Below are 23042 nucleotides of genomic sequence, written 5' to 3' on the forward strand. Positions count from 1 at the left end.
CGACAGGGGGTCAGTCCTCGACGGCGAAGGCTGATTCCAGCGGTGGGAACATCGCCCGGACATCGTGGCCGCCGAACCACAGTCCCACGATGAAATTCGCGGTGGCTTCGAGATATCGGGCCCGCGACAGCCCGCCCGCGCGGACCGGATGCAGCTTCAAGTCCTCGACCAACCCGGCTACCGAGTCGAGCGCCGCCGGGTCGTCGCCGCAGAGCGGCACCGCCAGTGCGCGACCCTCGAAGGAGCGTTCGGGCCCTTCCCAGACCTCCGCCGCCAGCAGGTTGAACGCCTTGATCACGTGCGCGCCGGGCACGGTGGCGGCAATGCGCTCGGCAACGGCTTCCTCCGACAGCGGGAAAGTCGTCGGCCCGTGCGGATTCGCGAAGTCCGGCGCGAACGCGTTCGTGCAGTCGATGAGCGTGCGCCCGCGCAGCACCTCGGCATTGCCCCGCAGCACCTCCTCCAGCGCACCGACCGGCAGCCCGAGCAACACCGCCGCACCGAATTCCGCCGCCTCGGTGATACTCCCGTCTCGCGCGCCGATCGCGACCGCCAATTCCGCTGCCGCCTTCCGGTTCCGGGCTCCGACCATGACTTCGTGCCCGGCCGCGACCCACCCGCCGCCGAGGGCGCGCGCCATATTTCCGGCGCCGATGATTCCGATTCGCATATCCAGCTCCTAGCGGGGTGTGACAACTGTGGATGAATCCGGCACCGACGCTAGGGAATTCGATAGGCACCCCGAGGTGCCGAACGCCGATGGCAAGCTGGTGTCATGACAGCCGTGCTCTCCGCGCCGATCACCGCCGAAGAGGTGGAATTCCCGCCGGTCGACTACATCTCCGACTGCCCGGTCCGGATCGGCGTCGACATCCTCGGCAACTCCTGGCTACCGGTCATCGCCTATACCCTGCGCCACGGCCCGATGCGTCCCGGCGAGTTGCGCACCGCCATCGGCGGCATCAGCCAGAAGATGCTGACGCAGACCTTGCGCCGGATGGAACAGCTCACCCTGGTGCGGCGCCGCCGCTACGCCGAGGCCCCGCCGCGCGTGGAGTACGACCTCACCCCCGCCGGCCGGGACCTGTTGATTCCGATCTTCGCGCTCGGCGAATGGGTCGACAAGCACGGCCGGGCGGTCAGCGCCGCGCTCGCCGGGGCCGACGACGAGTCCTGACGGCCCGGCGCCGGGGTGACACTGCTCTCATCCACGTGCGGAAGACCCGCGACACGCCTCCGACACGCTCTGCGACGTCCCGGTGAAACAGCGCGTGAACAGGCAGCAAACGGGCTTGGAAGAGGCCATGACCTGGGGGAAACTTCATGCACCCCGGTCGGGGTAGCCGGTCGGCGACCGTACGATTCAAGGGTGAGTGTTCCGCAGGCCGTGTTGCTGGCAGTCCTCGCGGCTGTCGTAGGCCTGGCAGTCGGCGGGCTACTGATTCCGTATGTGAACGCCCGCCAAGCCGCGCGCCGGCAGGCCGACTCCGGCTTGACCATGTCGCAGGTGCTGGACCTGATCGTGCTGGCCTCGGAGAGCGGTATCGCCGTGGTGGACGAGTACCGCGACGTGGTCCTGGTGAACCCGCGCGCCGAGGAATTGGGCCTGGTCCGCAACCGGCTGCTCGAGGAGCGCGCCTGGGCGGCCGTGGAGAAGGTCCTGGCTACCGGCGAGGACGCGGAGTTCGACCTGACCGCCAAGCATCCGATTCCCGGCCGCAGCCGGATCGCGGTGCGCGGTGTGGCCCGCCCGCTCTCACCCGAGGAAACCAGCTTCACCGTCCTGTTCGCGGACGACGATTCCGAGCAGGCGCGCATGGAAGCGACCCGCCGCGACTTCGTAGCGAACGTCAGTCACGAACTCAAGACCCCGGTCGGCGCGATGAGCCTGCTGGCCGAGGCTCTGCTGGAATCGGTCGACGATCCCGAAGCCGTGCGCCACTTCGGCGAACGCGTGCTCGGCGAATCCCGTCGCCTCGGCAAGATGGTGACCGAGCTGATCGCGCTGTCCCGCCTGCAGGGCGCGGAGAAGCTGCCCGAACTCGAGGTGGTCGACGTCGACACCGTGGTGATGCAGGCGGTCGACCGCTCGCACACCGCCGCCGAGGCCGCCGGTATCACCGTCAGCACCGACCGGCCCAGCGGGCTGGAAGTGCTGGGCGACGAGACCCTACTGGTCACCGCCCTGTCCAACCTGGTCGAGAATGCCATCAACTACTCACCGCGCGGTTCGCACGTCTCGGTGAGCCGGTCGCTGCGCGGCGAGCATGTCGCGATGGCGGTCACCGACCGCGGTATCGGCATCGCCAAGGAAGACCAGGAGCGAGTGTTCGAACGATTCTTCCGTTCGGACAAGGCGCGCTCGCGCGCCACCGGCGGGACCGGACTCGGTCTGGCTATCGTCAAGCACGTGGCCGCCAACCACAACGGTGAGATCACCCTGTGGAGCAAGCTGGGCACCGGTTCGACGTTCACCTTGCGTATCCCCGCTCACCTCGAAACCGACGGCGACGAAGAGCCCGAAGTGAGCACGAGAGAAATCAGCCCGCGTCCGCAGGGACCGGGCCGACCCAATGGTGTGGAGGCACGCAGATGACGAGTGTTCTGATCGTCGAGGATGAAGAGTCGCTGGCCGATCCGCTCGCGTTCCTGCTGCGCAAGGAAGGCTTCGAGGTGACCGTGGTCGGCGACGGGCCGTCCGCGCTCGCCGAATTCGACCGGTCCGGCGCCGATATCGTGCTGCTCGATCTGATGCTGCCCGGCATGAGCGGCACCGACGTCTGCAAGCAGCTGCGCACTCGCAGCGGCGTGCCGGTCATCATGGTGACCGCCCGCGACAGCGAGATAGACAAGGTGGTCGGCCTGGAGCTGGGCGCCGACGACTACGTCACCAAGCCGTACTCGGCGCGCGAGCTGATCGCCCGCATCCGCGCGGTGCTGCGCCGCGGCGCGGGTGACGAACTCGACAGCGGCAGCGAGACCGGAGTGCTGGAGGCGGGCCCGGTCCGGATGGACGTGGATCGGCACACCGTGCTGGTCAACGGCAAACCGGTCACCCTGCCGCTCAAGGAGTTCGACCTGCTCGAATACCTGCTGCGCAACTCCGGCCGGGTGCTGACCCGCGGCCAGCTGATCGACCGCGTCTGGGGCGCCGATTACGTCGGCGACACCAAGACGCTGGACGTGCACGTGAAGCGGCTGCGGTCGAAGATCGAGGCGGATCCGGCCAAGCCGGAGCACCTGGTCACCGTCCGCGGGCTGGGTTACAAGCTCGAGGCGTGACGGGGGCGGATCCTTCGCTCCCTACGAGCGAAGGATCCGCGCTGTCTAGGGCAGGTAGGTCCAGGTCGGGCCGACGCCCGGGACCTCGACCAGGCGCAGGCTGATCCAGCCCAGGTCGTCTTCCTGCATGCACTCGTAGATCGGCACGTCGGCGTTGTTGCCGCGGCAGGCGATCGTGCGGTTGGTCCCGTACGGGCTCATGACCAGGTGCTTGCCCTGCTTGACGGCCTCCAGGGCGGCCGGGGTGTTGGCGGGCACGAATTCCGCGGTGAAATCGGCGTACTTGGCCGGATCACCGTTCGGTTCCGCGTGCGCGACGCCGGTCAGCGAGAGGGTCGTGCCGAGGGCCAGGGTGGCGAGTGCGAACGCTTTCTTCATGGTCAGCCATCCAACCGCAAACAAATGAAGCGCGCATGGCGAGCAGGTAGCCGCGGAGATTACTTACTGCTCCCGGAACTGCCGGCGGAGCTGCCGCTGGGCGGGCGGCCGCGATTGGAGCCGCCGGCGCTGCCGGGACTGTCGGGCTGGGGCCGGCGCACTTCGACCTCGATCGACCACGTGCTCTCGCCCTGCTGCGCGATGACGGTGTAGTCGATGGCGTGGACCGGTTTCCAGTACACGATGGCGGTGCCGTCCGGGCCCGGCACGGCCACCCCGAGGAATTCTCCGTTGCCGGTGAAATGTACTGGTAGGTCGGCGGATTCGCCGCTGACCTCCGCGGTCAGAGCGTATTCGCTGCCGATGTACTTGTAGCCGGATCCCGAGATCCGCAGCTGGGTGACCTCGGCGTGCGCCGCGGGCGTGGCGAGGGTGATCGCCGCCGCCAGTGCGACCAGGCCGAAACCGGTTCGGCGGCAGGGAATTCTGGATGCCTGCATGGGTCTTCTCCTGTGCTGCCCGTGGTGTCGGGCCATGGACACGGTAGATAGCGCCGGGTCCGGAACGTGTGCGATAGAACAAATACTGGACAACTGACCGGTCCGGCACGGGTTTGCGGCAGCGAGATCGGATTCTGTTGTGAATGTTCAACATTGCGAGACCCGCGCACGGCGGAGCGGGTGACCGGTCGAGGACCGGTCACCCGCTCGCCGCACCGCCCTAGCTACTGCCGGCGCTACCGGATCCGAAGCTGCCGGTGCCCGAACTCCCGGTGCCGCTGCGCTTGCTGCCGCTGCCGGAGCTGCCGGTACCGGGGGACGACGCCTTGCTCACCTCGACCACGATCGACTGGGTGTGACCACCCTGCTCGACGGTGATGATGTGCTGCCCGGCGCTGCTCGGCTTCCACTCGATGCTCGAATGACCCGGCGGCCAAGGCACTTTCGGTGCACCGATGAACTCGCCGTTGTCGCTGAAGTAGACGAGCAGCCCGACCGACGCGCCGCTGAGCTCGGCGCTGATCGTGTACTTCTCGCCGACCACCAGCTTGTCGTCGGAGACCGAGACCGAGGTGGGCGCCGCGTACGCCGACGGCGCCGCGAGCACGGTGGCCGCGGCCACGGCGGCAAAGGCGGTCAGCCCGGCGCCTGCTCGGCGCGGGGTGATTCGGGGTGTCTTCATGAGAGGCTCCCTAGCTGACGTTTCCGAGCGCCTTGCCCGCGCTGCCGGTGTTGGGCGTTCCGGGATTGCCTGGCGTCCCGGGATCGGGGTCGACCGGATCCGACGGATCGATGACATCCACGATCAGCGATTTCGTGCTGCCGCCCTGTGCGCACGTGATGATGTGGCGGCCCTTGGTCTTCGGGGTCCAGTCGATCGATGACTCTCCGACCGGCCAGGGCACTTTCGGCCCGGTGAGGTCTTGGCCGTTATCGGTCCAATAGACCAGTAGTCCGAAACCCGCACCGCCGACTGTCGCCTTCAGCTGGTAGGTGGTGTTGATCGCGTGGTTGGACCCGGACACGGTGAGGGTTTCGACCGCGGCGTGAGCCTGGGGCGCGGCGAGCACGACGATCGCCGATGCCGCGGCGAAACCGGTGAGCCCGGCGCCGAAGCGACGCATGGAATTCATGGTGTTCTCCTGTGCTGCCCGCAGGGGAGCGGGCTGTGCGCACAGTAGGTCAGCCAGTAAGTGAAATGTGCGTGTTTCGCAAAACTGACCAAGCGCCCGTTTGGTTAGGCGTGTTCGGCATTCCGCTGCGCGTGCACCGTCGCCGGATGAATCGCGACCAAACCGAGGCCCTCGCGACGCTTGCAGTGCCGGGCCAGCTCCTCATAGGCCGGTACGCCGAGCAACTCCTTGAGCTCCGGCGCGTAGGACTGCCACACCGGCTTGCTCCCGACATGCGCGTCCGGCGACCCGGAGCAGTACCAATCCAGATCCTCGCCGCCCGAACCCCAGCCGCGCCGGTCGTATTCGGTGATCGCGGTGCGCAGGATCTGCACGCCGTCCGGCCGGTCCACCCACTCCTGAGTGCGGCGGATCGGCAGCTGCCAGCAGACATCCGGCTTCACCGTGTGCGGCTCCAAGCCCTGGCGCAACGCCATGGTGTGCAGTGAGCAGCCGACGCCGCCCTCGAAGCCGGGGCGGTTCAGGAAGATGCAGGCGCCCTCGAAGCGCCGGGTGCGCAGCGCGGGCTCGTCCTCGAGTTCGTCGAGCTCGAGATAGCCCTTCTTGGTCACCTTGCCGCCGGCGTTGGTGGCCTCGCCCATCAGCTGCCAGTCGGCGGGTGTGAGCATTTTCACAGCAGCCTTCAGGCGCTGCTGGTCGTCGTCATCGGACAGGAAGGCGCCGTGCGAGCAGCAGCCGTCGTCCGGGCGCTCGGCGATGATGCCCTGGCAAGCGGGCGTCCCGAAGACGCACGTCCACCGCGACAGCAGCCAGGTGAGGTCCGCCGCGATCAGATGCTCATCGTTTGCCGGATCGACGAACTCGATCCACTCGCGCGGGAAATCGAGATCGACTTCCGGGCTGGGATCCATTTTCCCCGCTGGTCGAGGCCGGGTGGAAGCGTTTGCGGAGGCACCTTCCGTCACACGTCGAACGCTAACAGCTCCCGCGCCTCGGCTGTAGCGCGGACGGACCCAGTACCGTGTTCATGTGCGGCTCGGTGTGCTCGATGTGGGATCCAATACCGTCCACCTGCTGGTGGTGGACGCGCACCGTGGTGGCCACCCGATGCCTATGAGCTCGACAAAGGCGACTTTGCGCCTGTCGGAGAACATGGATGACGCGGGCCGGATCACCGTCCAGGGGGCTGAGCGTCTGCTCTCCACCGTGGCCGAATTCGCCAGCATCGCCGAAACATCCGGGTGTGTCGAACTGATGCCGTTCGCCACCTCCGCGCTGCGCGAAGCCAAGAACTCCGACGAGGTGCTGGCCCGGGTCCGGGCCGAAACCGGCGTCGATCTGCAGGTCCTGTCCGGGGTCGACGAGGCCCGGCTCACCTTCCTGGCCGTGCGCCGCTGGTACGGCTGGAGCGCCGGCCGCATGCTGAACCTCGATATCGGCGGCGGCTCGCTGGAAATGAGCAACGGCGGTGACGAGGCCCCCGATGTCTCGCTCTCGCTGCAACTCGGCGCCGGTCGCCTGACCAGGGATTGGCTGCGCGAGGACCCGCCCGGCAAGCGGCGCATCGCGGTGCTGCGGGACTGGCTCGACGCCGAGCTGGTCGCGCCCTCGAAACAGCTGCTCGAAGTGGGGAAACCCGATCTCGCGGTGGGTACTTCGAAGACTTTCCGGTCGCTGGCGCGACTGACCGGAGCGGCACCCTCTGCCGCGGGACTGCGTGTGCGTCGTACACTCACCGCCTCAGGTCTGCGCCAACTGATTGCGTTCATCTCGCGGATGACGGCGGCGGACCGTGCAGAATTGGAAGGCGTAAGTTCGGATCGGTCACGGCAATTGGTGGCTGGCGCATTGGTCGCGGAGGCGAGTATGCGTGCACTATCGCTGGAATCTCTCGAGATTTGTCCGTGGGCGCTGCGGGAAGGACTCATCCTGCGCAAACTGGATACCGATATGAACGGCGGACCCAGGGCGACGCACCTGCCGTCGGCGGGCGGCGCCGCGCTGCCAGGACCGTTCGCGGCGCCGGATTCGACAGAAGTGGTGTCGTCATGACTGATGAATCCAAACAGCTATCCGTCGCGGAGCTGCTCGCGCGCAACGGCCAGGGCGGCTCCGGTTCCGGCGGTGGCGGCCGGCGCCGGCGCGGTGGCCGGGGGATCTCGGTGGCCGAGCTCAGCGGCGACATGCCGGTCGTCGGCGGTCGCGGCAGCCACGCGGCCCCCGATCCCGAACCCGAGGCGCCCGAACCGGCGGCCTATCAGGCGCCCTACGAACCCGCGTCCTACGAACCGCCCGCTTACGACCCCGCGCCTTACGCGCCCGCCGCCTACGAACCGCCGCAGTTCGATCCCGTTGCACCGGAACCGGTTTCCTATACTCCGCCGGTTCCGGAACCGGAAATGCCCAGCTACTCGCCGATGTCGGGGCCGATCACCCGCTACGACCCGCTGGCGAATTTCGGTGACCCGGCCACCGCGTACCAGCCGCCGACGGCGGAGTACCAGTCCCCGGACTATCAGCAGGATTACCAGTCGCCGGTACCCGATTACCCGGCTCCCGGCCGGTCGAATCTGGTGATGCCCGGGCGGGAGATGCCGCCCGCCACGCCATCACGGCACAGCGCGCCCGCCGACTCCCCGGACCCCTACGGTCAGGCCCCGGGCCCGTATGGCCAGGCTCCGGATTCGTATGGCCAGGCCCCAGGTCCCTACGGTCAGGCTCCGGACTCCTATGGTCAGGCTCCGGATTCGTATGGCCAGGCCCCGGGCGCATACGGTCAGGCTCCGGACCCCTACGGTCAGGCTCCCGGCGCCTATGGCCAGGCTCCGGACTCCTATGGCCAGGCTCCAGGCGCCTATGGTCAGGCTCCGGATTTGTATGGCCAGACCCAAGATCCGTACGCGCCGGCGCCGGATGCGTACGGCAAGCCCCAGGATCCGTATGCCTACGTCCCCCCCGACGCACCGGCCGCCGACTCGGCCCCGCCGCTCGGCTCCGGTCGCACCGGCCGTCGCCGCAGGCACGCCGAGCCCGACGACGACACCACCGATGTCGGCCCGCCGCTGCACGATCTCGGCCACCACGACCCCGAACCACCCCGCCCGGAACCGCCGCTGCCCCGTAACGGCCGGGCCGCCCGTCGCCGCGCGCAGGCCGAGGAGGTCGACACCGGCGCCTGGTCGCCGCACGACGAGGAGGTCGATACCGGCGGCTGGTCACCCCATGACGAGGATTCCGCGCCCCTGCCGCTGACTCCGCTACCCGCGCCGCCCGAGCAGCGCCGGGCCACGCGGCGCGACAGCGGCCTGCCGGCTTGGTCGGCCCGAAGACGCAAACCGAATGCGGACGACGCACCGGAGTCCGGCGGTATCTCGACGGCCGCGTGGTCCCTGGCCAGCCAGGACCAGCAGCTGGTCTCGGGGTCCACGGTGGCCGGCGATCTGTTGCGTGACGGCGTCGAGCGCGCCGAACGCCGGGACGCCGAGCGCGAGAACGGCAGCCGGGGAAGGCGTGGCCGCTCCAAGCGCAAAGAGCGGGAGATCGATCCGGACGACGGCTACACCGATGTGCACGACTCGTTCGACGACGACGAGGACGACGACGAAGAGCACAGCGGTGGCTTCGCCGCGCGTCTGGCCGCCGGCCGGGCCCGGTTCACCCGCCGCCTCGGTGCTGACCGGGACACCGAGGACGACGACGAGCACACCGGCGGCCTCGCCACCCGGCTGGCCGGTCGCGGGTCCCGGACCGCGCGCCGGTCCGAACACGAGGCGAACCGCCGCCAGTGGGTCATCCTGGGCAGCCAGAGCACCGGCGCGGCAGTCGCCGGAATGTTGCTGTTCAAGGGTTTCGAGCGCATGTGGGAGATGCTCCCGTGGGTCGCGCTGGCGCTGGCCATGATCGTGATCCTCGGCTTGGTGGCGCTGGTGCGGATTCTGCGCCGGACCGATGACATCCTCAGCACCGTGATCGCCGTAGTGGTAGGCATCTTCGTCACGCTGGGACCGCTAGCCTTTCTACTCAGTACGAATTGAGTAGGGAGTCGCTGTGGGGCACATCGGGCAGGCGGACGACACAGAAGCGAGCGAAGTGCAGGGCGACGCTCGCGAGACCGAGCGGGCCGGATCTGGGTCGGTGGGTGAGCACGGCCCACCGGGTCGGGGCATCAAAGTAGGCCTGTCCACGGCCTCGGTATACCCGCAGAACACCGAGGCGGCATTTCGCTACGCGGCCGAAATCGGTTACGACGGTGTGGAATTGATGGTGTGGGCGGAGCCGGCCAGTCAGAGCCTGGCCACCGTGCAGTCCTACGTCCGCAAGTACGACGTGCCGGTGCTGGCCGTGCACGCGCCGTGTCTGCTGATCTCGCAACGGGTTTGGGGTTCGGACCCGATCGCGAAACTGGAGCGCAGCGTGCACACCGCCGAGGCGCTGGGGGCGAGCAGCGTCGTGGTGCATCCGCCGTTCCGCTGGCAGCGCCGCTATGCCGACGGATTCGCCGAGCAGGTGGCCGAGCTCGAGGAGCACAGCCCCGTCATCGTCGCGGTGGAGAACATGTTCCCGATGCGCGCCGACACCTTGTTCGGGCGCGGCGCGAACTCCGCCAAGCGGCTGGAGCGCCGGGGCGGACCCGGCTGGGGCCTAACGGCTTTCAGCCCGTCCTACGATCCGACCGACACGGGTTTCCGGCACTACACCCTGGACCTGTCGCACACCGCGACCGCGGGCACCGACACGCTCGCGCTGGCCACCCGCATGGGTTCGGGCCTGGCCCACCTGCATCTGGCCGACGGCCGGGGCGCCGCGCACGACGAGCACCTGGTCCCGGGGGAGGGCACCCAGCCGTGCGCCGAGGTCTGCGCCATGCTGGTGCGTTCCGGCTTCTCCGGGCACGCGGTCGCCGAGATCAACACCCAGAACGCTCGCACCACCGCCGAACGCGCCGCGATGCTGCGCCGCACGCTGGCCTTCGCCCGCGTCCATCTCAACGGTCTGGCGCCGGCCGCGGCGACGACGCATCCGCGCGCCGATCTGATCTGAGGCCAATTCACAATCCGATCCGGAATACGGATCACATTCCGGCTCGTTCTACGCTGTACGAAAGTCGTCGCACGCCACCGTGCGCGACCGACCATTTTCGAGCGACCTGCAAGCAGTCGCTACGGAGCCGTACGACAGGAGTGACGATGCCGGAGCTGACCGTCGATCTGGAGGCGCCGTTCAGTCGGGTGTGTGCCCTGACCGAACTCGCTGCCCCTGGTCGCTACGCGGGCGTCATCGACCCGACCTGGACCATCGGCAAGAAGGTGCACGGCGGCACCATGGTGGCGGGCAGCGCCGCCGCGGCGACCGCCTTCCTGCGCGGCACCGACCCGGCGCTGGCCGAGATGGCGCCCATCTCGGCGAGCTCGGACTTCCTCGGCGCGCCGGAACCCGGCGAGGTCGAATACCAGGTATCCCTCCGCAAGGTCGGCCGCCAGATCTGCCTGGCCGACGCCGAGCTGATCCAGGACGGCCGCACCTGCGTGCGCACCGCGTTCACCTTCGGCCATCTCGACGACATCGATCCGCTCTACGCCTATGAGCACTCCGACATGCCGGCCGAGCCGCCCGCCGACGCCCTCGGCTACGACGCCGATTCGCCGATGGGCAGCATCGTGCACGTCGGCCAGGGCGCGCGGGTCTTCATCGACCGCGAATGGGCGCACTTCCTCGACGGCAAGCAGGGTGAACCGCGGTTGCGGCTGTGGATGCGCCCGCTGGACGGCGACCAGGCCGACCCCGACGTCGCGATGTACTTCGCCATGATGGCGGCCGACATGAGCCCGCCGGTCCCGATGAACCTGGGCCACTTCGGCTGGGCGCCGACCGTCCAGATGACCACCTACCTGCGGCGCAGGCCCGCACCCGGCTGGCTGCGCATCATCGCCTCCAGTCACGAGGTCGGCGGCCGCATGTTCGACGAGGATCAGCTGATCCTGGATTCCACCGGAGCCGTTGTCGCGCAGAGCCGCCAGCTCGCGCTGATGCCCCTTCCCCGCTGATTCGTCCCACGACACGCCGCGATTAGGGTCTAGGCCCATGACGAGAATTGCGGTGATCGGTGGTGGCCGGATCGGTGAGGCGTTGGTCGCCGGTTTGCTCGAGTCCGGGCGGGCGGGCAAGGACCTGGTCGTCGTGGAGACCCATGCGGATCGGGCCGAGCTGATCGCCGGCCGGTTCGGCGTGCGGGTGACGCACTCGGTGGCCGACGCGGCCGTCGGCGCGGACCTGCTGGTGATCGCCGTCAAGCCCGGTGACGTGGACAGCGTGCTGACCCAGCTCGGCAAGGCCGATCTCAACGGCGGCGACCAGGATCAAGTGCTGGTGTCGCTGGCGGCTGGTGTGCCGACCGCGCGCTTGGAGGCCAAGCTGCCCGCAGGCTTCCCCGTGGTGCGGGTGATGCCGAATACCCCGATGCTGGTCGGCCAGGGCATGAGCGTGCTCGCTCCGGGCCGTTACGCCCGTGCTGAGCAGCTGGAGCTGGTGACCGACGTGCTGGCCTCGGTCGGCAAGGTCGCCACTGTCTCCGAGGCGCAGATGGACGCGGTCACCGCGGTGTCCGGTTCCGGGCCCGCGTACTTCTTCCTGGTGGTGGAGGCCATGGTGGAGGCCGGCGTGGGCCTCGGCCTGACCCGCGCCGTCGCCACCCAGCTGGTGGTGCAGACCATGGTCGGCTCGGCCGCGCTGCTCGACGAGTCCGGTCAGAGCCCCGAGGAACTGCGCGCCGCGGTCACCTCGCCGGCCGGAACCACCGCCGCCGCCCTGCGTGAGCTGGAGCGCGGCGGTGTGCGCTCGGCCTTCATGGAGGCGCTGCACGCGGCCAAGGCGCGGTCCGCCGAACAGGGCTCCGGGGACTCCGGCTCCGCGAATTAACGCCATACGACTTTTTGGTGTCCGGCGGACTCCCAGCGTGTGACGCTGATTTCTCACACCCGTCGCAGTAATCCCACTGGCACCGCTAAGCTTCAAGGAGCACGTGCGTGTCTGTTCCGCCGGTGGGGAAGCCGGTGGCGCGGACGTGCCGGAGGTCAATGGTGCAATGATGTCTAACAAGATGTCTGCGAACAGCTCGGGCTCGTCACCAGGTTCGTCAGGTCCTTCGGGCAGCAGATCGAGCGCGGGGCAACCCCTGCTCGGCGGCGGCACGCAGTTCCTGACGGTCGCCGAGGTGGCCAGTTTGATGCGTGTTTCGAAAATGACGGTCTACCGCTTGGTGCACTCGGGTGAACTACCCGCGGTGCGGGTGGGCCGGTCCTTCCGGGTGCATGCGAAAGCAGTGCACGACTATTTGGAGACGTCCTACTTCGACGCCGGTTGACAGTGGGTTTTTCGCACTGATGGTGTCCAGGTAGAAGGCGGTTTCATAGGTAGCAAGGTGCCCCGGTAGGATGAACCCTCGGTTCGTGTTCGCCTGCCGGCGGCACCGCTTCGTGGTGTCCGGTGTCTGCTGGCGGCGCGGGCACTGAAGTAAGGCGCACGTCACTGACGTGCGCGCCGAGTACTACTGAGAACGCGAGGAAACCCTATGGGTTCTGTGATCAAGAAGCGCCGCAAGCGCATGTCGAAGAAGAAGCACCGCAAGCTGCTTCGCCGCACGCGTGTTCAGCGGCGCAAACTCGGCAAGTGAGCGACTGCCGGATCTGAGCGGTCCGGCTGGGCGCCCCTGCCAGCGCAGGTAGTTCAGCGAGCCCGTCACCCTAGTGGTGACGGGCTCGTTTTTTGTGCCGAACTCCGAATCTTTGTGGGCGGTGACAGAAATCATCGTTATAAGCAGGTAAACACCCTCGGTGTCTCGGACGGTAGCGGCTACGCTGGAACCGCACACAATTCAACTGGGGGGCCTGGTAGGTGGGATCCGGCGCTGTGGGATCTGAAGTACGAGACGGCAATTCGCCCAAGGTGGTGCTCGTGACGGGCGCCAGTCGCTTCTTCGGCGGCAACGTGGTGGCCAAGCTCGCGCAGGACCCTTCGATCGAGCGCATCCTCGCGGTGGACACCATGACGCCGAGCCGGGAGCTGCAGCGCCGCATGGGCCGCGCCGAACTCGTGCGCGCCGACATTCGAAACCCGTTGATCCGCAAGGTGATCGACAGCAACGAGGTGGACACCGTGGTGCACGCCGCGATGCTGACCCGGCCACCGGCCGGCGGTACCCGCGCGGTGATGAAGGACCACAACGTGCTGGGCGCGATGCAGCTGCTCGCGGTCTGCCAGAAGGCGCCTTCGATGCGCCGGGTGGTGGTGCGTTCCACCTCCGCGGTGTACGGCTGTAGCGCGAAAGACCCGGCGAAATTCACCGAGGAAATGAGCGCGCGCACACCGCCGAAGAGTGGATTCGCCCGTGACCTGATCGAAATCGAGGGTTTTGTGCGCGGTCTCGCCCGGCGCCGTCCCGATATTTCCACGTCGATATTGCGTTTCGCGCCGATCATCGGCCCGCGGCTGGCCGGGCGGGCGGTGCAGTATTTGCGTTCGCCGCTGGCGCCGACGGTGTTCGGGCGGGACGCGCGCATGCAGCTGCTGCACGAGGAAGACGCTGTCGCCGCGCTGGTGCAGGCGGCGCGGATGGCGCCCGGCGGCACCTTCAACATCGCCGGTGACGGCGCGCTGGCGCTGTCGCAGGCGGTACGGCGTGCGGGCCGGGTCGAGCTGCCGCTGCCGTTCGCGCTGTTCCGCACCGCGGGGCGCGCCCTGATGGGGCCGGTGATGCGGGAATTCAGCGGCGAACAGCTCGACTATTTCCATTTCGGTTGTGGCCTGGACACCACGCGGATGCGGACGGAACTCGAGTTCGTGCCGCGCTGGACCACGGTGCAGGCGTTCGACGACTTCATTGGGGGCGCAGCGTCGCGACCCGTCTTCGATCCCGCGTGGATCGATGCCGCAGAAAAGAAACTGCTCGGCCTGCTCGGGGCCGGTACGGGAGCACAGTCATGAACCACGTAGCGAAAGTCATCCCACTCCACGATTCCCACTTCGAGTCCCGTCCGCGTGCGACGGCTCGGCGCTGGCCCGAACCGGGAGAATCGGCGCCGAGCCAGGTGACTTCGCTGACCGAACGGCTCGCGGCGGCCGAACCGCCGGAGCCGCAGTCGCTGTCGGATCTGGTGCGGGGCGCGCTCGGCACCGGCATCAGCCGGACCGCGGATTTCGCGCGGCGCCGGCTCACCGGCGACTACCAGGTCGACGAGTTCGGCTTCGACGAGCACCTGCTGGAATCGGTGATCCTGCCCGCGCTGCGGCCGATGTCGGATCTGTGGTTCCGCGTGCAGGTCAGCGGGGTCGAGAACATTCCGGAGGTGGGCGGCGCGCTGCTGGTCGCCAATCACGCGGGCACCGTTCCGCTGGACGGCCTGATGTTGCAGCTGGCCATCCATGACCATCACGTCAAGCAGCGGGCGTTGCGCCTGCTCGCCGCCGATCTGATCTTCGAGCTGCCCATGCTCGGCGTGCTCGCCCGCAAGGCCGGTCACACCCTGGCCTGCCGGGAGGACGCCGAAAGGCTGCTGCGCGCCGGCGAATTGACCGGCGTGTTCCCCGAGGGCTTCAAGGGCATCGGCAAGCACTACTCCGACCGCTACAAGCTGCAGCGTTTCGGCCGTGGCGGTTTCGTCGCGGCGGCGGTGCGCACCGGCGCGCCGATCATCCCGGTCTCGATCGTCGGCTCGGAGGAGATCTACCCGAAGATCGCCGATCTGAAGCCGCTGGCCCGGCTGCTCGGCCTGCCGTACTTCCCGGTGACGCCGCTGTTCCCGCACCTGGGCCCGCTCGGCGCGCTGCCGCTGCCGTCCAAGTGGTACATCGAATTCGGCGAGCCGATCCCCACCACGAGCTACGACGCGGAAGCCGCCGACGACCCGATGACCATGTTCGAGGTCACCGACCAGGTCCGCGAAACCATCCAGGGCACGCTGTACAAACTGCTCACCAAGCGCCGCAATCCCTTCACGGGCTGACGCGGTTTCACCGCACCGTCCGGATGAGCCAGAGCGGCGGGTAGGTCACCGACACCATCTCGACGTCCTCCTCCGCGCTGGTCACTCCTTGGGCGCCCATGGGCAGGTAGAGGACCTCGCCGGCCCGCGCCGTGACCGTCTCGCCCGAGGTGTGCACGGACAGCATCCCTGAGATGACGATGTGGACTTCGTCATAGGGAAAGTGGTGTTCGCCGCTGACCCCGGCCCGGACGCGCTCGAGTTTGGCACTCATAGCCGCGCCCGGATCATCGAGAACGACGGCCGAGAAGTACCCGAGATCCCCGACCTGTTCCAGCTTCTGATCCGCGCTGTCGAACACGCGGACATCCGGCGCGCCCGGGTCGGATTCGGCGAGTTGCCATGCGGGATCGGTGAATTGCCAGTACGGCGGGTAGAGAACGTACACCGCCTCGGTGTCTTCGTCGGCGCGACCGACGGCCGCGGCTCCGGTGGGGTAGAAGGCCAGGTCACCGACGCCTTGGGTCCGGGACTCGCCGCCGATCTGCCAGGTGATCGCGCCCTTGGTCACCACAAGGATCTCGTCGTAGGCGAAAGCGAAATCGAAGGTGGCGCCCTTGTCGAGCCGGGTGAACCCCGCCGTCAGCTGACCGTCGCGGGCGTCGTCGACGGCATTGCGCAGCGACATCCGGCCACCCTCGAGACCTTCCCAAGCCTCGCCCCCGGCGCTGCTGAGCCGTCGAATGCGCTGTTGCCGACCCGGATTCAAGCGGACTTCGACCGCGACGTCGAGCTTGGTCGAATTGGCTTCGACTTCGGCCCGGCCGTACTTCGTATGGAATTTCTCGACGATGGCGGCGACGCTGCCCGGATCGGTGACGGCTGTCGCGCCGGAATCGACTACCGCCGCAGCAACACCGGGGACCGCCAGCCGGACCCGCGGCGTGGCGAGGACATTCCGGTACCAGGAGCTGTCCGAACCATGGATCGGCAGCAGGTACAGCGCGCCGCGCTCCTCGACGAAGCCCACGGGGCGGTCGGTCGCCCGGCCGGTTCGCCGGCTGCGGACGGTGAGCTGGATTTCGCTGGAGCTCTGCGCGGCCAGGCGGAATTCTGCGATTCCCACGGAATCATCTCCGATCGCATTGCCCGATAAGGGCATTCGGATGCAAGGGTTCCGCTGGGTACAGCGCGCCGGGCGCGCTGTCGATTCCCGCGTCCGTCAAGCCCCGGCGACAGCCAGGGCCGACAGCGACGTGCTAGCGATCGCGGCGGCGGGTGACCGCCGCGGCTACCGCACCGCCGGCCGCGCCGAGCGCCAAAGCCGTGGGGACGCCGATCTTCGCGGCTTTCCGGCCGGTGCGGAAGTCGCGGATTTCCCAGCCGCGGTTTTTCGCGACCTCGCGTAAATCGGAATCCGGGTTGATGGCGACGGAGGTGCCGACCAGCGACAGCATCGGCACGTCGTTGTGGCTGTCGGAATAGGCGGTGCAGCGTTTCAGGTTCAGTCCTTCGCGAATTGCCAAGGTGCGCACCGCGTGTGCCTTGCCGAGGCCGTGCAGGATGTCGCCGACGAGCCGGCCGGTGAATTTGCCGTCCACGCTTTCGGCGACCGTGCCCAGCGCGCCGGTGAGCCCCAGTCGCTTGGCGATAACCTGCGCCAGTTCGACGGGCGTCGCCGTCACCAGCCACACCTGCTGGCCGGCGTCCAGGTGCATTTGGGCCAGCGCCCGGGTGCCCGGCCAGATCTTGTCGGCGATGATCTCGTCGTAGATCTCCTCGCCGAGTTCGGCGAGTTCGGCGGTGGAGCGCCCGGCGATGAACGCCAGCGCTTTCTCGCGGCCGGAGGCCATGTCGGCGCTGTTCTCTTTGCCGGTGACCCGGAATTTCACCTGTTTCCAGGCGACGTCGACCAGGTCGGAGGTCTTGAAGTATTTGCGCGCGGCCAGCCCGCGGGCGAAATGCACGATGGACGCGCCCTGCACCATGGTGTTGTCCACGTCGAAGAACGCGGCGGCGGTCAGATCGCGCGGGATCTCCGGCCCGGTGGAGTCGGCGGCGAGTTCCGCGTCGTGCAGCGACAGGGCGGCGTCGGCGCTGGCCTCACCGGCCAGATTCGCGCGCACCTCTTCCTCACTCGGCCCGAACGGACTGCGCGGCAGCCGGGTGAGCTGATCGTGCAGGCTCTGGCCGAGACGACCCTGATTCCATCTGACCGGGAATTCGCCGAAGCGCCCCGCGATGAATCCGGTCCTTTCGACCTTCTCTCGTTCCGGCACCAGTACCTCCGCCCGGCGTAGCGACTGAGGTCCACCCTAACCGGCGGCGGCGACAACGACTGGAAGGTACGCAGGGGATTTAATGAACGTCATGACCAATCCCACACATTCGGTGACTTTGCTGACGCGAGCGGGCTGCGGCCTGTGTGGCGTGGCTCTCGAGCAACTGCGCCGGGTTTGCGGCGAATTCGGCATCGAACCGCAGACGCTGGATGTCGACGAGGCCGCCGCCACCGACCCTGGCCTGCGCGCGGAGTACGGCGATCGGTTGCCGGTAGTGCTGCTCGACGGGCGTGAGCACAGCTATTTCGACGTGGATGAAACCCGGCTGCGGGCCGATTTGACGCGCTGAACCGGAGCTGTTCGCGCCGTTTTTGGACGCTTGCCTGGTCGCAGCCGAAAATGAGGCCAATTTCACCGACTTTGTGAAGGGCTGCACAAGCAGTTACGGTGGTGGCACGCGACCCGCTTGCCGAGGCTGCGGAACCGCCCCCTGAAATCCGACACTTCGACCATGGCACCGGACCGTCCCGGGCCAGAGGACGAGCAAACCGGACCTCGAGTAGTCCGGAACGAGGAGCCGATACGTGACAGAGCAGCATGAGGCGCCTGGCGGCGTCTCCGGCAGGGCTCTGCAGAAGCCGGTGTCCACGAAGGACATCCCGCAGGCCACCGTGGCCCGGCTGGCTACCTATCTCCGGGTCCTCGCCATGCTGGCCGATGACGGAGTACTCATCGTATCGAGTGAGGAACTCGCTGTCGCGGCGGGTGTCAATTCCGCCAAGTTGCGCAAGGATCTCTCCTTCCTCGGACCCAACGGCGTACGGGGTGTCGGCTATGACGTGGCCAAGTTGCGCACCAGGATCGAGGATGTGCTCGGACTCTCCGGAGGACATCGTGTGGTGCTCGTCGGCGCCGGGAACCTGGGCCGGGCCCTGGTCGGCTACGGCGGGTTCAAGCGGCGTGGCTTCACCGTGGTCGGGGTGTTCGACCACGATCCCGCGGTGATCGGGCTGCCGGTCGCCGGGCTACAGGTGCGGGACGTGGCCGAACTGCCCGCCGCCGTCGGACACCTGGAACCCACCATCGCCGTCATCACCGTGCCCGACGCCGCGGCGCAGGACGTGTGCGACCTGCTGGTCGCGGCCGGTTTGCAATCCATTCTGAGTTTCTCCCCGTCGGTGCTGATGGCGCCGGAGACGGTGGAGGTCCGGCGGGTCGATCTCGCGGTCGAGATGCAGATGCTCTCCTTCGAACGTACTCGCAACAACGAGCCCGAATCGCTGCCTGTGGCGCACGCCGGATCCGGGCGCATCGCCCGCCGCGTGCCGCCCGCCGCGCACCGGGCCCTCGAACACACGAAGTCCTCGCATCAGGCAACGGAGCCAAGCAGCAAGGGATCGGTGGTTACCCCGTGAGTGTCCTTCTCGTCGGTATCTCGCATCGGAGCGCACCGGTCTCCGTCTTGGAGAAGGTGGCGATCACCGACGCCGACCGCCCCAAGCTGATCGACCGCATGCTGGAATCCAGCCACGTGTCCGAGGCGATGATCGTCTCCACCTGCAACCGCGTGGAGATCTACGCGGTGGTCGACGCTTTCCACGGCGGTCTCGCCGAGGTCGGCGAACTGCTCACCAAGCACGCCGGCATGCCGCTGGCGGATCTGACCAAGCACGCCTACGTCCGCTACAGCGAGGCCGCCGCCGAGCACCTGTTCGCGGTGGCCAGCGGGCTGGACTCGATGGTGATCGGCGAGCAGCAGGTGCTCAGCCAGATCCGCAGCGCCTACGCCACCGCCGACGCGCAGCAGGCCGTGGGCCGCACGCTGCACGAGCTGTCCCAGCACGCGCTGCGGGTCGGCAAGCGAGTGCATTCGGAGACCGGCATCGACCGGGCCGGCGCTTCGGTGGTGTCGGTGGCGCTGGATCGGGCGCGTACGGTCCTGGGTTCGATCGAGGGCCGCACCGCGGTCGTGGTCGGCGCGGGCGCGATGGGAAGCCTTGCGGTGGCGCATCTTTCGCGCGCCGGCATCGGCCGGATCATCGTGGTGAACCGCACCATGGATCGGGCGCAGCGGCTCGCGGAGACCGCGGGCAGCTACGGCGTCGAGTCCACCGCGCTGGAACTTTCCCGGCTGACCGAAGCGATGGCCGCCGCCGATGTGGTGATCACCTGTACCGGCGCGGTCGGCGCCGTGGTGACGCTGGCCGATACGCACCGGGCGCTGGCCGATCGCGATCGGGCCGCCGCCTCCGCTCGGCCGCTGGTCTTCTGCGACCTCGGGCTGCCGCGCGATGTCGAGCACGCGGTGGCGGGCCTGCCCGGCGTCGCGGTCATCGATATCGAGACGCTGCAACGTGATCCGGCCGCCGGCGCGGCCGCCGACGACACCGCCGCCGCGCGCTCGATCGTCGCCGACGAGCTCGCCAAGTACCTGGCCGGTCAGCGCATGGCCGAGGTCACCCCGACCGTCGCGGCCCTGCGTCAGCGCGCGGCCGAGGTGGTGGAAGCCGAACTGCTGCGGCTGGATTCGCGGCTGCCGCTGCTGGCCGATCCGGAACGCGACGAGGTCGCCCGGACCGTGCGCCGGGTGGTCGACAAGCTGCTGCACGCGCCGACGGTGCGGGTCAAGCAGCTGGCGTCCACGCCCGGCGGCAACAGCTACGCCGAAGCTTTGCGTGAGTTGTTCGAGCTCAAACCCGGTGCGGCGCAAGCGGTTGCGGCACCGATGGAAATCTCGGCACTGGCCGGTGAACACCGGGGCGGCGAAGCCGGGATGGGCGAGATCAGCTTGGCGGACGACTTCACGGCAGGTCATCTCGGTGATGAGGAGGCCCAGGCATGACTGTGTTCACCCAAGCCAGCGGCTCCGCCGCCAGCCATCCCCCTGAGGCTCAGGAAATCGAGGGCAACGTGACAACCCGCGGCATTTGGCGCATCGGCACCCGGGGCAGCCTGCTGGCGCTGACCCAGTCCGGCACAGTGCGGGACGCGCTGATCGCCGCCGGCCACGAGGCCGAACTCGTCGTGGTCAAGACGCCCGGCGACCTGTCGTCGGACCCGGTCGCCAAGATCGGCGTCGGTGTCTTCACCTCCGCGCTGCGCGACGAGCTGGCCGCCGGGAACATCGACATCGCGGTGCACTCCTACAAAGACCTGCCGACGGCGCCGGACGCGCGTTTCACCATCGCCGCCATCCCGCCCCGCGAGGATCCGCGCGACGCCCTGGTGGCCCGCGACGGACTGGTGCTGGGTGAACTGCCCGCCGGTTCCCGCGTCGGCACCTCCGCGCCGCGCCGGGCGGCGCAGCTGCGCGCGCTCGGCCTGGGCCTGAACATCGTGCCGTTGCGCGGCAACCTCGACACCCGGCTGCGCAAGGTCGCCGAAGGCGAACTCGACGCGGTGGTCGTCGCCCGGGCCGGACTGGCCCGGATCGACCGCACCGACGCGGTGACCGAGGCGCTGGAACCGGTGCAGATGCTGCCCGCGCCGGCCCAGGGCGCGCTCGCGGTGGAATGCCGCAGCGACGACACCGCGCTGGTCGAGGCGCTGACCCGGCTCGACGATGCCGCCACCCGGTCGGCCATCACCGCCGAGCGGACCCTGCTCGCCGTACTGGAGGCCGGTTGCACGGCACCGATCGGCGCGCTCGCCGAGGTCGTCGAATCACTCGACGACGACGGCCGGATCGTCGACGAACTGTCGCTACGCGCGTGCGCGGCGGCCATCGACGGATCCGATGTGATTCGGGCGTCGGTCGTGGGTTTGCCGCAGGACGCGGCCGAGCTCGGCCGTGCACTGGCCCGTGAATTGCTGGAGCTGGGCGCCCGTGCGCTGCTCAGCACAGCCGAACCGGAGAACGGTTCCTCAGACTTCGCCAACCCGAGCCCAATGGAGAACAGCCAATGAGCCGCGCAACCAAGAAGCAACCAGGTCGGATCCTCTTTGTGGGGTCGGGGCCCGGTGATCCGGCGTTGCTGACCGTTCGTGCGCGCGAGGTGCTCGGGCGGGCGACGCTGGCTTTCACCGACCCCGACGTCGACAAGGGCGTGCTCGCCCTGATCGGCTCGGCCGTCGAGGAGAACGAGGACGGCACCCGCCCGGTGGACGTGCGTCCCGCGCTCGGCGAACCCGCCGAGGTCGCCAAGACACTGATCGCCGAGGCCCGCAACGGGCACGACGTGGTCCGGGTCGTCGCCGGTGATCCGCTCACCGCGGATTCGGTGATCACCGAGGTCAACGCCGTCACCCGGTCGCACATGGTGTTCGAGGTGCTGCCCGGCCTGCCCAACGCCTCCGCGGTGCCCAGCTACGCCGGCATCGCGCTGGGTTCCGGGCACACCGAGGCCGACGTGCGCGGCGAGGTCGACTGGGCCGCGCTGGCCGCCGCGCCCGGCCCGCTGGTGTTGCACGCGACCTCCGGCCACCTCGCCGAAACCGCCAGCGCGCTGGTGGAACACGGTATGGCCTCGCAGACTCCGGTCGCGGTGACCGTGCGCGGCACGACCCGCCAGCAGCGCACCATCGAGGCCACCCTGGCCACGCTGAACAGCGCCGCTTCCGAACTGGTCGGCCCGCTGATCGTCACCATCGGCAAGGTGGTCGCCGCGCGGTCGAAGATGTCCTGGTGGGAATCGCGGGCCCTGTACGGCTGGACCGTGCTGGTGCCGCGCACCAAGGATCAGGCCGCCGAGATGAGCGAGCGGCTCGTCACGCACGGCGCCATCCCCATGGAGGTGCCGACCATCGCGGTGGAGCCGCCGCGCAGCCCCGCCCAGATGGAGCGGGCGGTCAAGGGCCTGGTCGACGGCCGCTACCAGTGGGTGGTGTTCACCTCCACCAACGCGGTGCGCGCGGTGTGGGAGAAGTTCGCCGAATTCGGTCTGGACGCGCGCGCTTTCAGCGGCGTGAAGATCGCCTGTGTGGGCGAGGCGACCGCGGAGAAGGTGCGCTCGTTCGGCATCAACCCCGAGCTGGTGCCGTCGGGGGAGCAGTCCTCGGAGGGCTTGCTCGCCGATTTCCCGCCCTACGACGACGTTTTCGACCCGGTCAACCGGGTGCTGCTGCCGCGCGCGGACATCGCGACCGAAACCCTGGCCGAGGGTCTGCGCGACCGCGGCTGGGAGATCGACGACGTCACCGCCTACCGCACGGTGCGCGCTTCGCCGCCGCCCGCCGAGACCCGCGAGATGATCAAGACCGGCGGCTTCGACGCGGTCCTGTTCACCTCGTCCTCGACGGTGCGCAACCTGGTCGGCATCGCGGGTAAGCCGCACGCCCGCACCATTGTCGCCTGCATCGGGCCCAAGACCGCCGAGACGGCCATCGAATTCGGCTTGCGCGTGGACGTGCAGCCGGAGACGGCGCAGGTCGGACCGCTGGTGGAGGCTTTGGCCGAGCATGCCGCCCGGCTGCGCGCCGAGGGCCTGCTGCCCCCGCCGCGCAAGAAGAGCCGCCGCAGCAGCAGCCGCTAGGAACGAAACGCTCACTGCG

The 23042-nt window shown here is 68.6% G+C and carries 25 protein-coding genes; 17 read left to right on the forward strand and 8 right to left on the reverse strand.

Going from position 1 to position 23042, the window contains the following annotated elements; all coding sequences use genetic code 11:
* Positions 1-10: 10 nt before the first annotated feature.
* A complete protein-coding gene (locus AB0M14_RS20225; RefSeq protein ID WP_364997125.1) occupies positions 11-670 on the reverse strand; it encodes an NAD(P)-binding domain-containing protein in 660 nt (219 codons plus the stop codon).
* 105 nt (positions 671-775) lie between these two features.
* Here AB0M14_RS20225 and AB0M14_RS20230 point away from each other — a divergent pair, with 105 nt between their 5' ends.
* The 3 genes from AB0M14_RS20230 to AB0M14_RS20240 all read left to right on the forward strand — a co-directional run bounded on the left by AB0M14_RS20230 (position 776) and on the right by AB0M14_RS20240 (position 3282).
* Positions 776-1177, forward strand: a complete 402-nt coding sequence (locus AB0M14_RS20230; protein ID WP_364997127.1) for a helix-turn-helix domain-containing protein — start codon at positions 776-778, stop codon at positions 1175-1177.
* 243 nt (positions 1178-1420) lie between these two features.
* The gene (locus AB0M14_RS20235; RefSeq protein WP_364998969.1) at positions 1421-2596 is read left to right on the forward strand and encodes an ATP-binding protein; all 1176 of its coding nucleotides are present in this window, start codon (positions 1421-1423) and stop codon (positions 2594-2596) included.
* Positions 2593-3282, forward strand: a complete 690-nt coding sequence (locus AB0M14_RS20240) for a response regulator transcription factor (protein ID WP_194816147.1) — start codon at positions 2593-2595, stop codon at positions 3280-3282. Before AB0M14_RS20235 ends, AB0M14_RS20240 begins: the two co-directional genes overlap by 4 nt.
* 45 nt (positions 3283-3327) lie before the next feature.
* Here AB0M14_RS20240 and AB0M14_RS20245 read toward each other — a convergent pair whose 3' ends face one another.
* The 5 genes from AB0M14_RS20245 to AB0M14_RS20265 all read right to left on the reverse strand — a co-directional run bounded on the left by AB0M14_RS20245 (position 3328) and on the right by AB0M14_RS20265 (position 6204).
* A complete protein-coding gene (locus tag AB0M14_RS20245) occupies positions 3328-3660 on the reverse strand; it encodes a hypothetical protein (RefSeq protein ID WP_364997130.1) in 333 nt (110 codons plus the stop codon).
* A gap of 59 nt (positions 3661-3719) precedes the next feature.
* Positions 3720-4160, reverse strand: coding sequence for a hypothetical protein (locus AB0M14_RS20250; protein ID WP_364997132.1), 441 nt, complete (start codon positions 4158-4160; stop codon positions 3720-3722).
* Positions 4161-4380: 220 nt separating this feature from the next.
* Entirely contained in the window at positions 4381-4842 is a 462-nt protein-coding gene (locus AB0M14_RS20255; RefSeq protein WP_364997134.1) for a hypothetical protein, read from the reverse strand.
* Positions 4843-4852: 10 nt separating this feature from the next.
* On the reverse strand, positions 4853-5293 hold the full coding sequence (locus tag AB0M14_RS20260) for a hypothetical protein (protein WP_364997136.1): 441 nt from the start codon (positions 5291-5293) through the stop codon (positions 4853-4855).
* Between the two features lie 104 nt (positions 5294-5397).
* Positions 5398-6204 (reverse strand): hypothetical protein, encoded by an 807-nt coding sequence (locus tag AB0M14_RS20265; RefSeq protein WP_364997138.1) that lies wholly within the window; start codon positions 6202-6204, stop codon positions 5398-5400.
* A 118-nt stretch (positions 6205-6322) separates the two neighbouring features.
* On the opposite strand from AB0M14_RS20265, the gene AB0M14_RS20270 reads away from it, so the two are divergent.
* From AB0M14_RS20270 to AB0M14_RS20310, 9 genes are all read left to right on the forward strand, one after another.
* Complete coding sequence (locus AB0M14_RS20270; RefSeq protein ID WP_364997140.1) at positions 6323-7345, forward strand: Ppx/GppA phosphatase family protein; 1023 nt, start codon at positions 6323-6325, stop codon at positions 7343-7345.
* Positions 7342-9327, forward strand: a complete 1986-nt coding sequence (locus AB0M14_RS20275; RefSeq protein ID WP_364997142.1) for a hypothetical protein — start codon at positions 7342-7344, stop codon at positions 9325-9327. Before AB0M14_RS20270 ends, AB0M14_RS20275 begins: the two co-directional genes overlap by 4 nt.
* A gap of 100 nt (positions 9328-9427) precedes the next feature.
* Positions 9428-10333, forward strand: a complete 906-nt coding sequence (locus AB0M14_RS20280) for a sugar phosphate isomerase/epimerase (RefSeq protein WP_364998971.1) — start codon at positions 9428-9430, stop codon at positions 10331-10333.
* 146 nt (positions 10334-10479) lie between these two features.
* Entirely contained in the window at positions 10480-11337 is an 858-nt protein-coding gene (locus AB0M14_RS20285) for a thioesterase family protein (RefSeq protein ID WP_364997144.1), read from the forward strand.
* A gap of 37 nt (positions 11338-11374) precedes the next feature.
* Positions 11375-12208 carry a pyrroline-5-carboxylate reductase gene (proC, locus tag AB0M14_RS20290; protein WP_364997146.1) on the forward strand — a complete coding sequence of 278 codons (834 nt, stop codon included), beginning with the start codon at positions 11375-11377 and terminating at the stop codon, positions 12206-12208.
* Between the two features lie 181 nt (positions 12209-12389).
* On the forward strand, positions 12390-12653 hold the full coding sequence (locus tag AB0M14_RS20295) for a helix-turn-helix domain-containing protein (protein WP_364997148.1): 264 nt from the start codon (positions 12390-12392) through the stop codon (positions 12651-12653).
* Between the two features lie 207 nt (positions 12654-12860).
* Positions 12861-12962, forward strand: a complete 102-nt coding sequence (locus tag AB0M14_RS20300) for an AURKAIP1/COX24 domain-containing protein (RefSeq protein ID WP_003402602.1) — start codon at positions 12861-12863, stop codon at positions 12960-12962.
* Between the two features lie 275 nt (positions 12963-13237).
* Positions 13238-14272: an NAD-dependent epimerase/dehydratase family protein gene (locus AB0M14_RS20305; protein ID WP_364998973.1), complete on the forward strand. Its 1035-nt coding sequence runs from the start codon at positions 13238-13240 to the stop codon at positions 14270-14272.
* Positions 14269-15291: a lysophospholipid acyltransferase family protein gene (locus AB0M14_RS20310; RefSeq protein ID WP_364997150.1), complete on the forward strand. Its 1023-nt coding sequence runs from the start codon at positions 14269-14271 to the stop codon at positions 15289-15291. Before AB0M14_RS20305 ends, AB0M14_RS20310 begins: the two co-directional genes overlap by 4 nt.
* 7 nt (positions 15292-15298) lie before the next feature.
* On the opposite strand, the gene AB0M14_RS20315 is transcribed toward AB0M14_RS20310, so the two are convergent.
* Together AB0M14_RS20315 and AB0M14_RS20320 are read right to left on the reverse strand one after the other, a co-directional pair.
* A complete protein-coding gene (locus AB0M14_RS20315; protein WP_364997152.1) occupies positions 15299-16396 on the reverse strand; it encodes a nitroreductase/quinone reductase family protein in 1098 nt (365 codons plus the stop codon).
* Between the two features lie 133 nt (positions 16397-16529).
* Complete coding sequence (locus AB0M14_RS20320) at positions 16530-17453, reverse strand: HAD-IB family hydrolase (protein WP_364998975.1); 924 nt, start codon at positions 17451-17453, stop codon at positions 16530-16532.
* Positions 17454-17640: 187 nt separating this feature from the next.
* Between AB0M14_RS20320 and AB0M14_RS20325 the strand changes: the two genes are divergently transcribed.
* From AB0M14_RS20325 to AB0M14_RS20345, 5 genes are all read left to right on the forward strand, one after another.
* Entirely contained in the window at positions 17641-17901 is a 261-nt protein-coding gene (locus AB0M14_RS20325; protein WP_364997155.1) for a glutaredoxin family protein, read from the forward strand.
* Between the two features lie 280 nt (positions 17902-18181).
* Complete coding sequence (locus tag AB0M14_RS20330) at positions 18182-18967, forward strand: redox-sensing transcriptional repressor Rex (RefSeq protein ID WP_364998977.1); 786 nt, start codon at positions 18182-18184, stop codon at positions 18965-18967.
* Positions 18964-20394, forward strand: a complete 1431-nt coding sequence (locus AB0M14_RS20335) for a glutamyl-tRNA reductase (protein WP_364997157.1) — start codon at positions 18964-18966, stop codon at positions 20392-20394. Before AB0M14_RS20330 ends, AB0M14_RS20335 begins: the two co-directional genes overlap by 4 nt.
* The gene (gene hemC / locus AB0M14_RS20340; RefSeq protein ID WP_364997159.1) at positions 20391-21458 is read left to right on the forward strand and encodes a hydroxymethylbilane synthase; all 1068 of its coding nucleotides are present in this window, start codon (positions 20391-20393) and stop codon (positions 21456-21458) included. The genes AB0M14_RS20335 and hemC overlap by 4 nt, the downstream gene beginning before the upstream one ends.
* Positions 21455-23023: a bifunctional uroporphyrinogen-III C-methyltransferase/uroporphyrinogen-III synthase gene (locus AB0M14_RS20345; RefSeq protein ID WP_194816133.1), complete on the forward strand. Its 1569-nt coding sequence runs from the start codon at positions 21455-21457 to the stop codon at positions 23021-23023. Before hemC ends, AB0M14_RS20345 begins: the two co-directional genes overlap by 4 nt.
* Positions 23024-23042 lie beyond the last annotated feature (19 nt).

Source organism: Nocardia sp. NPDC051832, from assembly GCF_040681285.1.
Taxonomy (GTDB): Bacteria; Actinomycetota; Actinomycetes; order Mycobacteriales; family Mycobacteriaceae; genus Nocardia.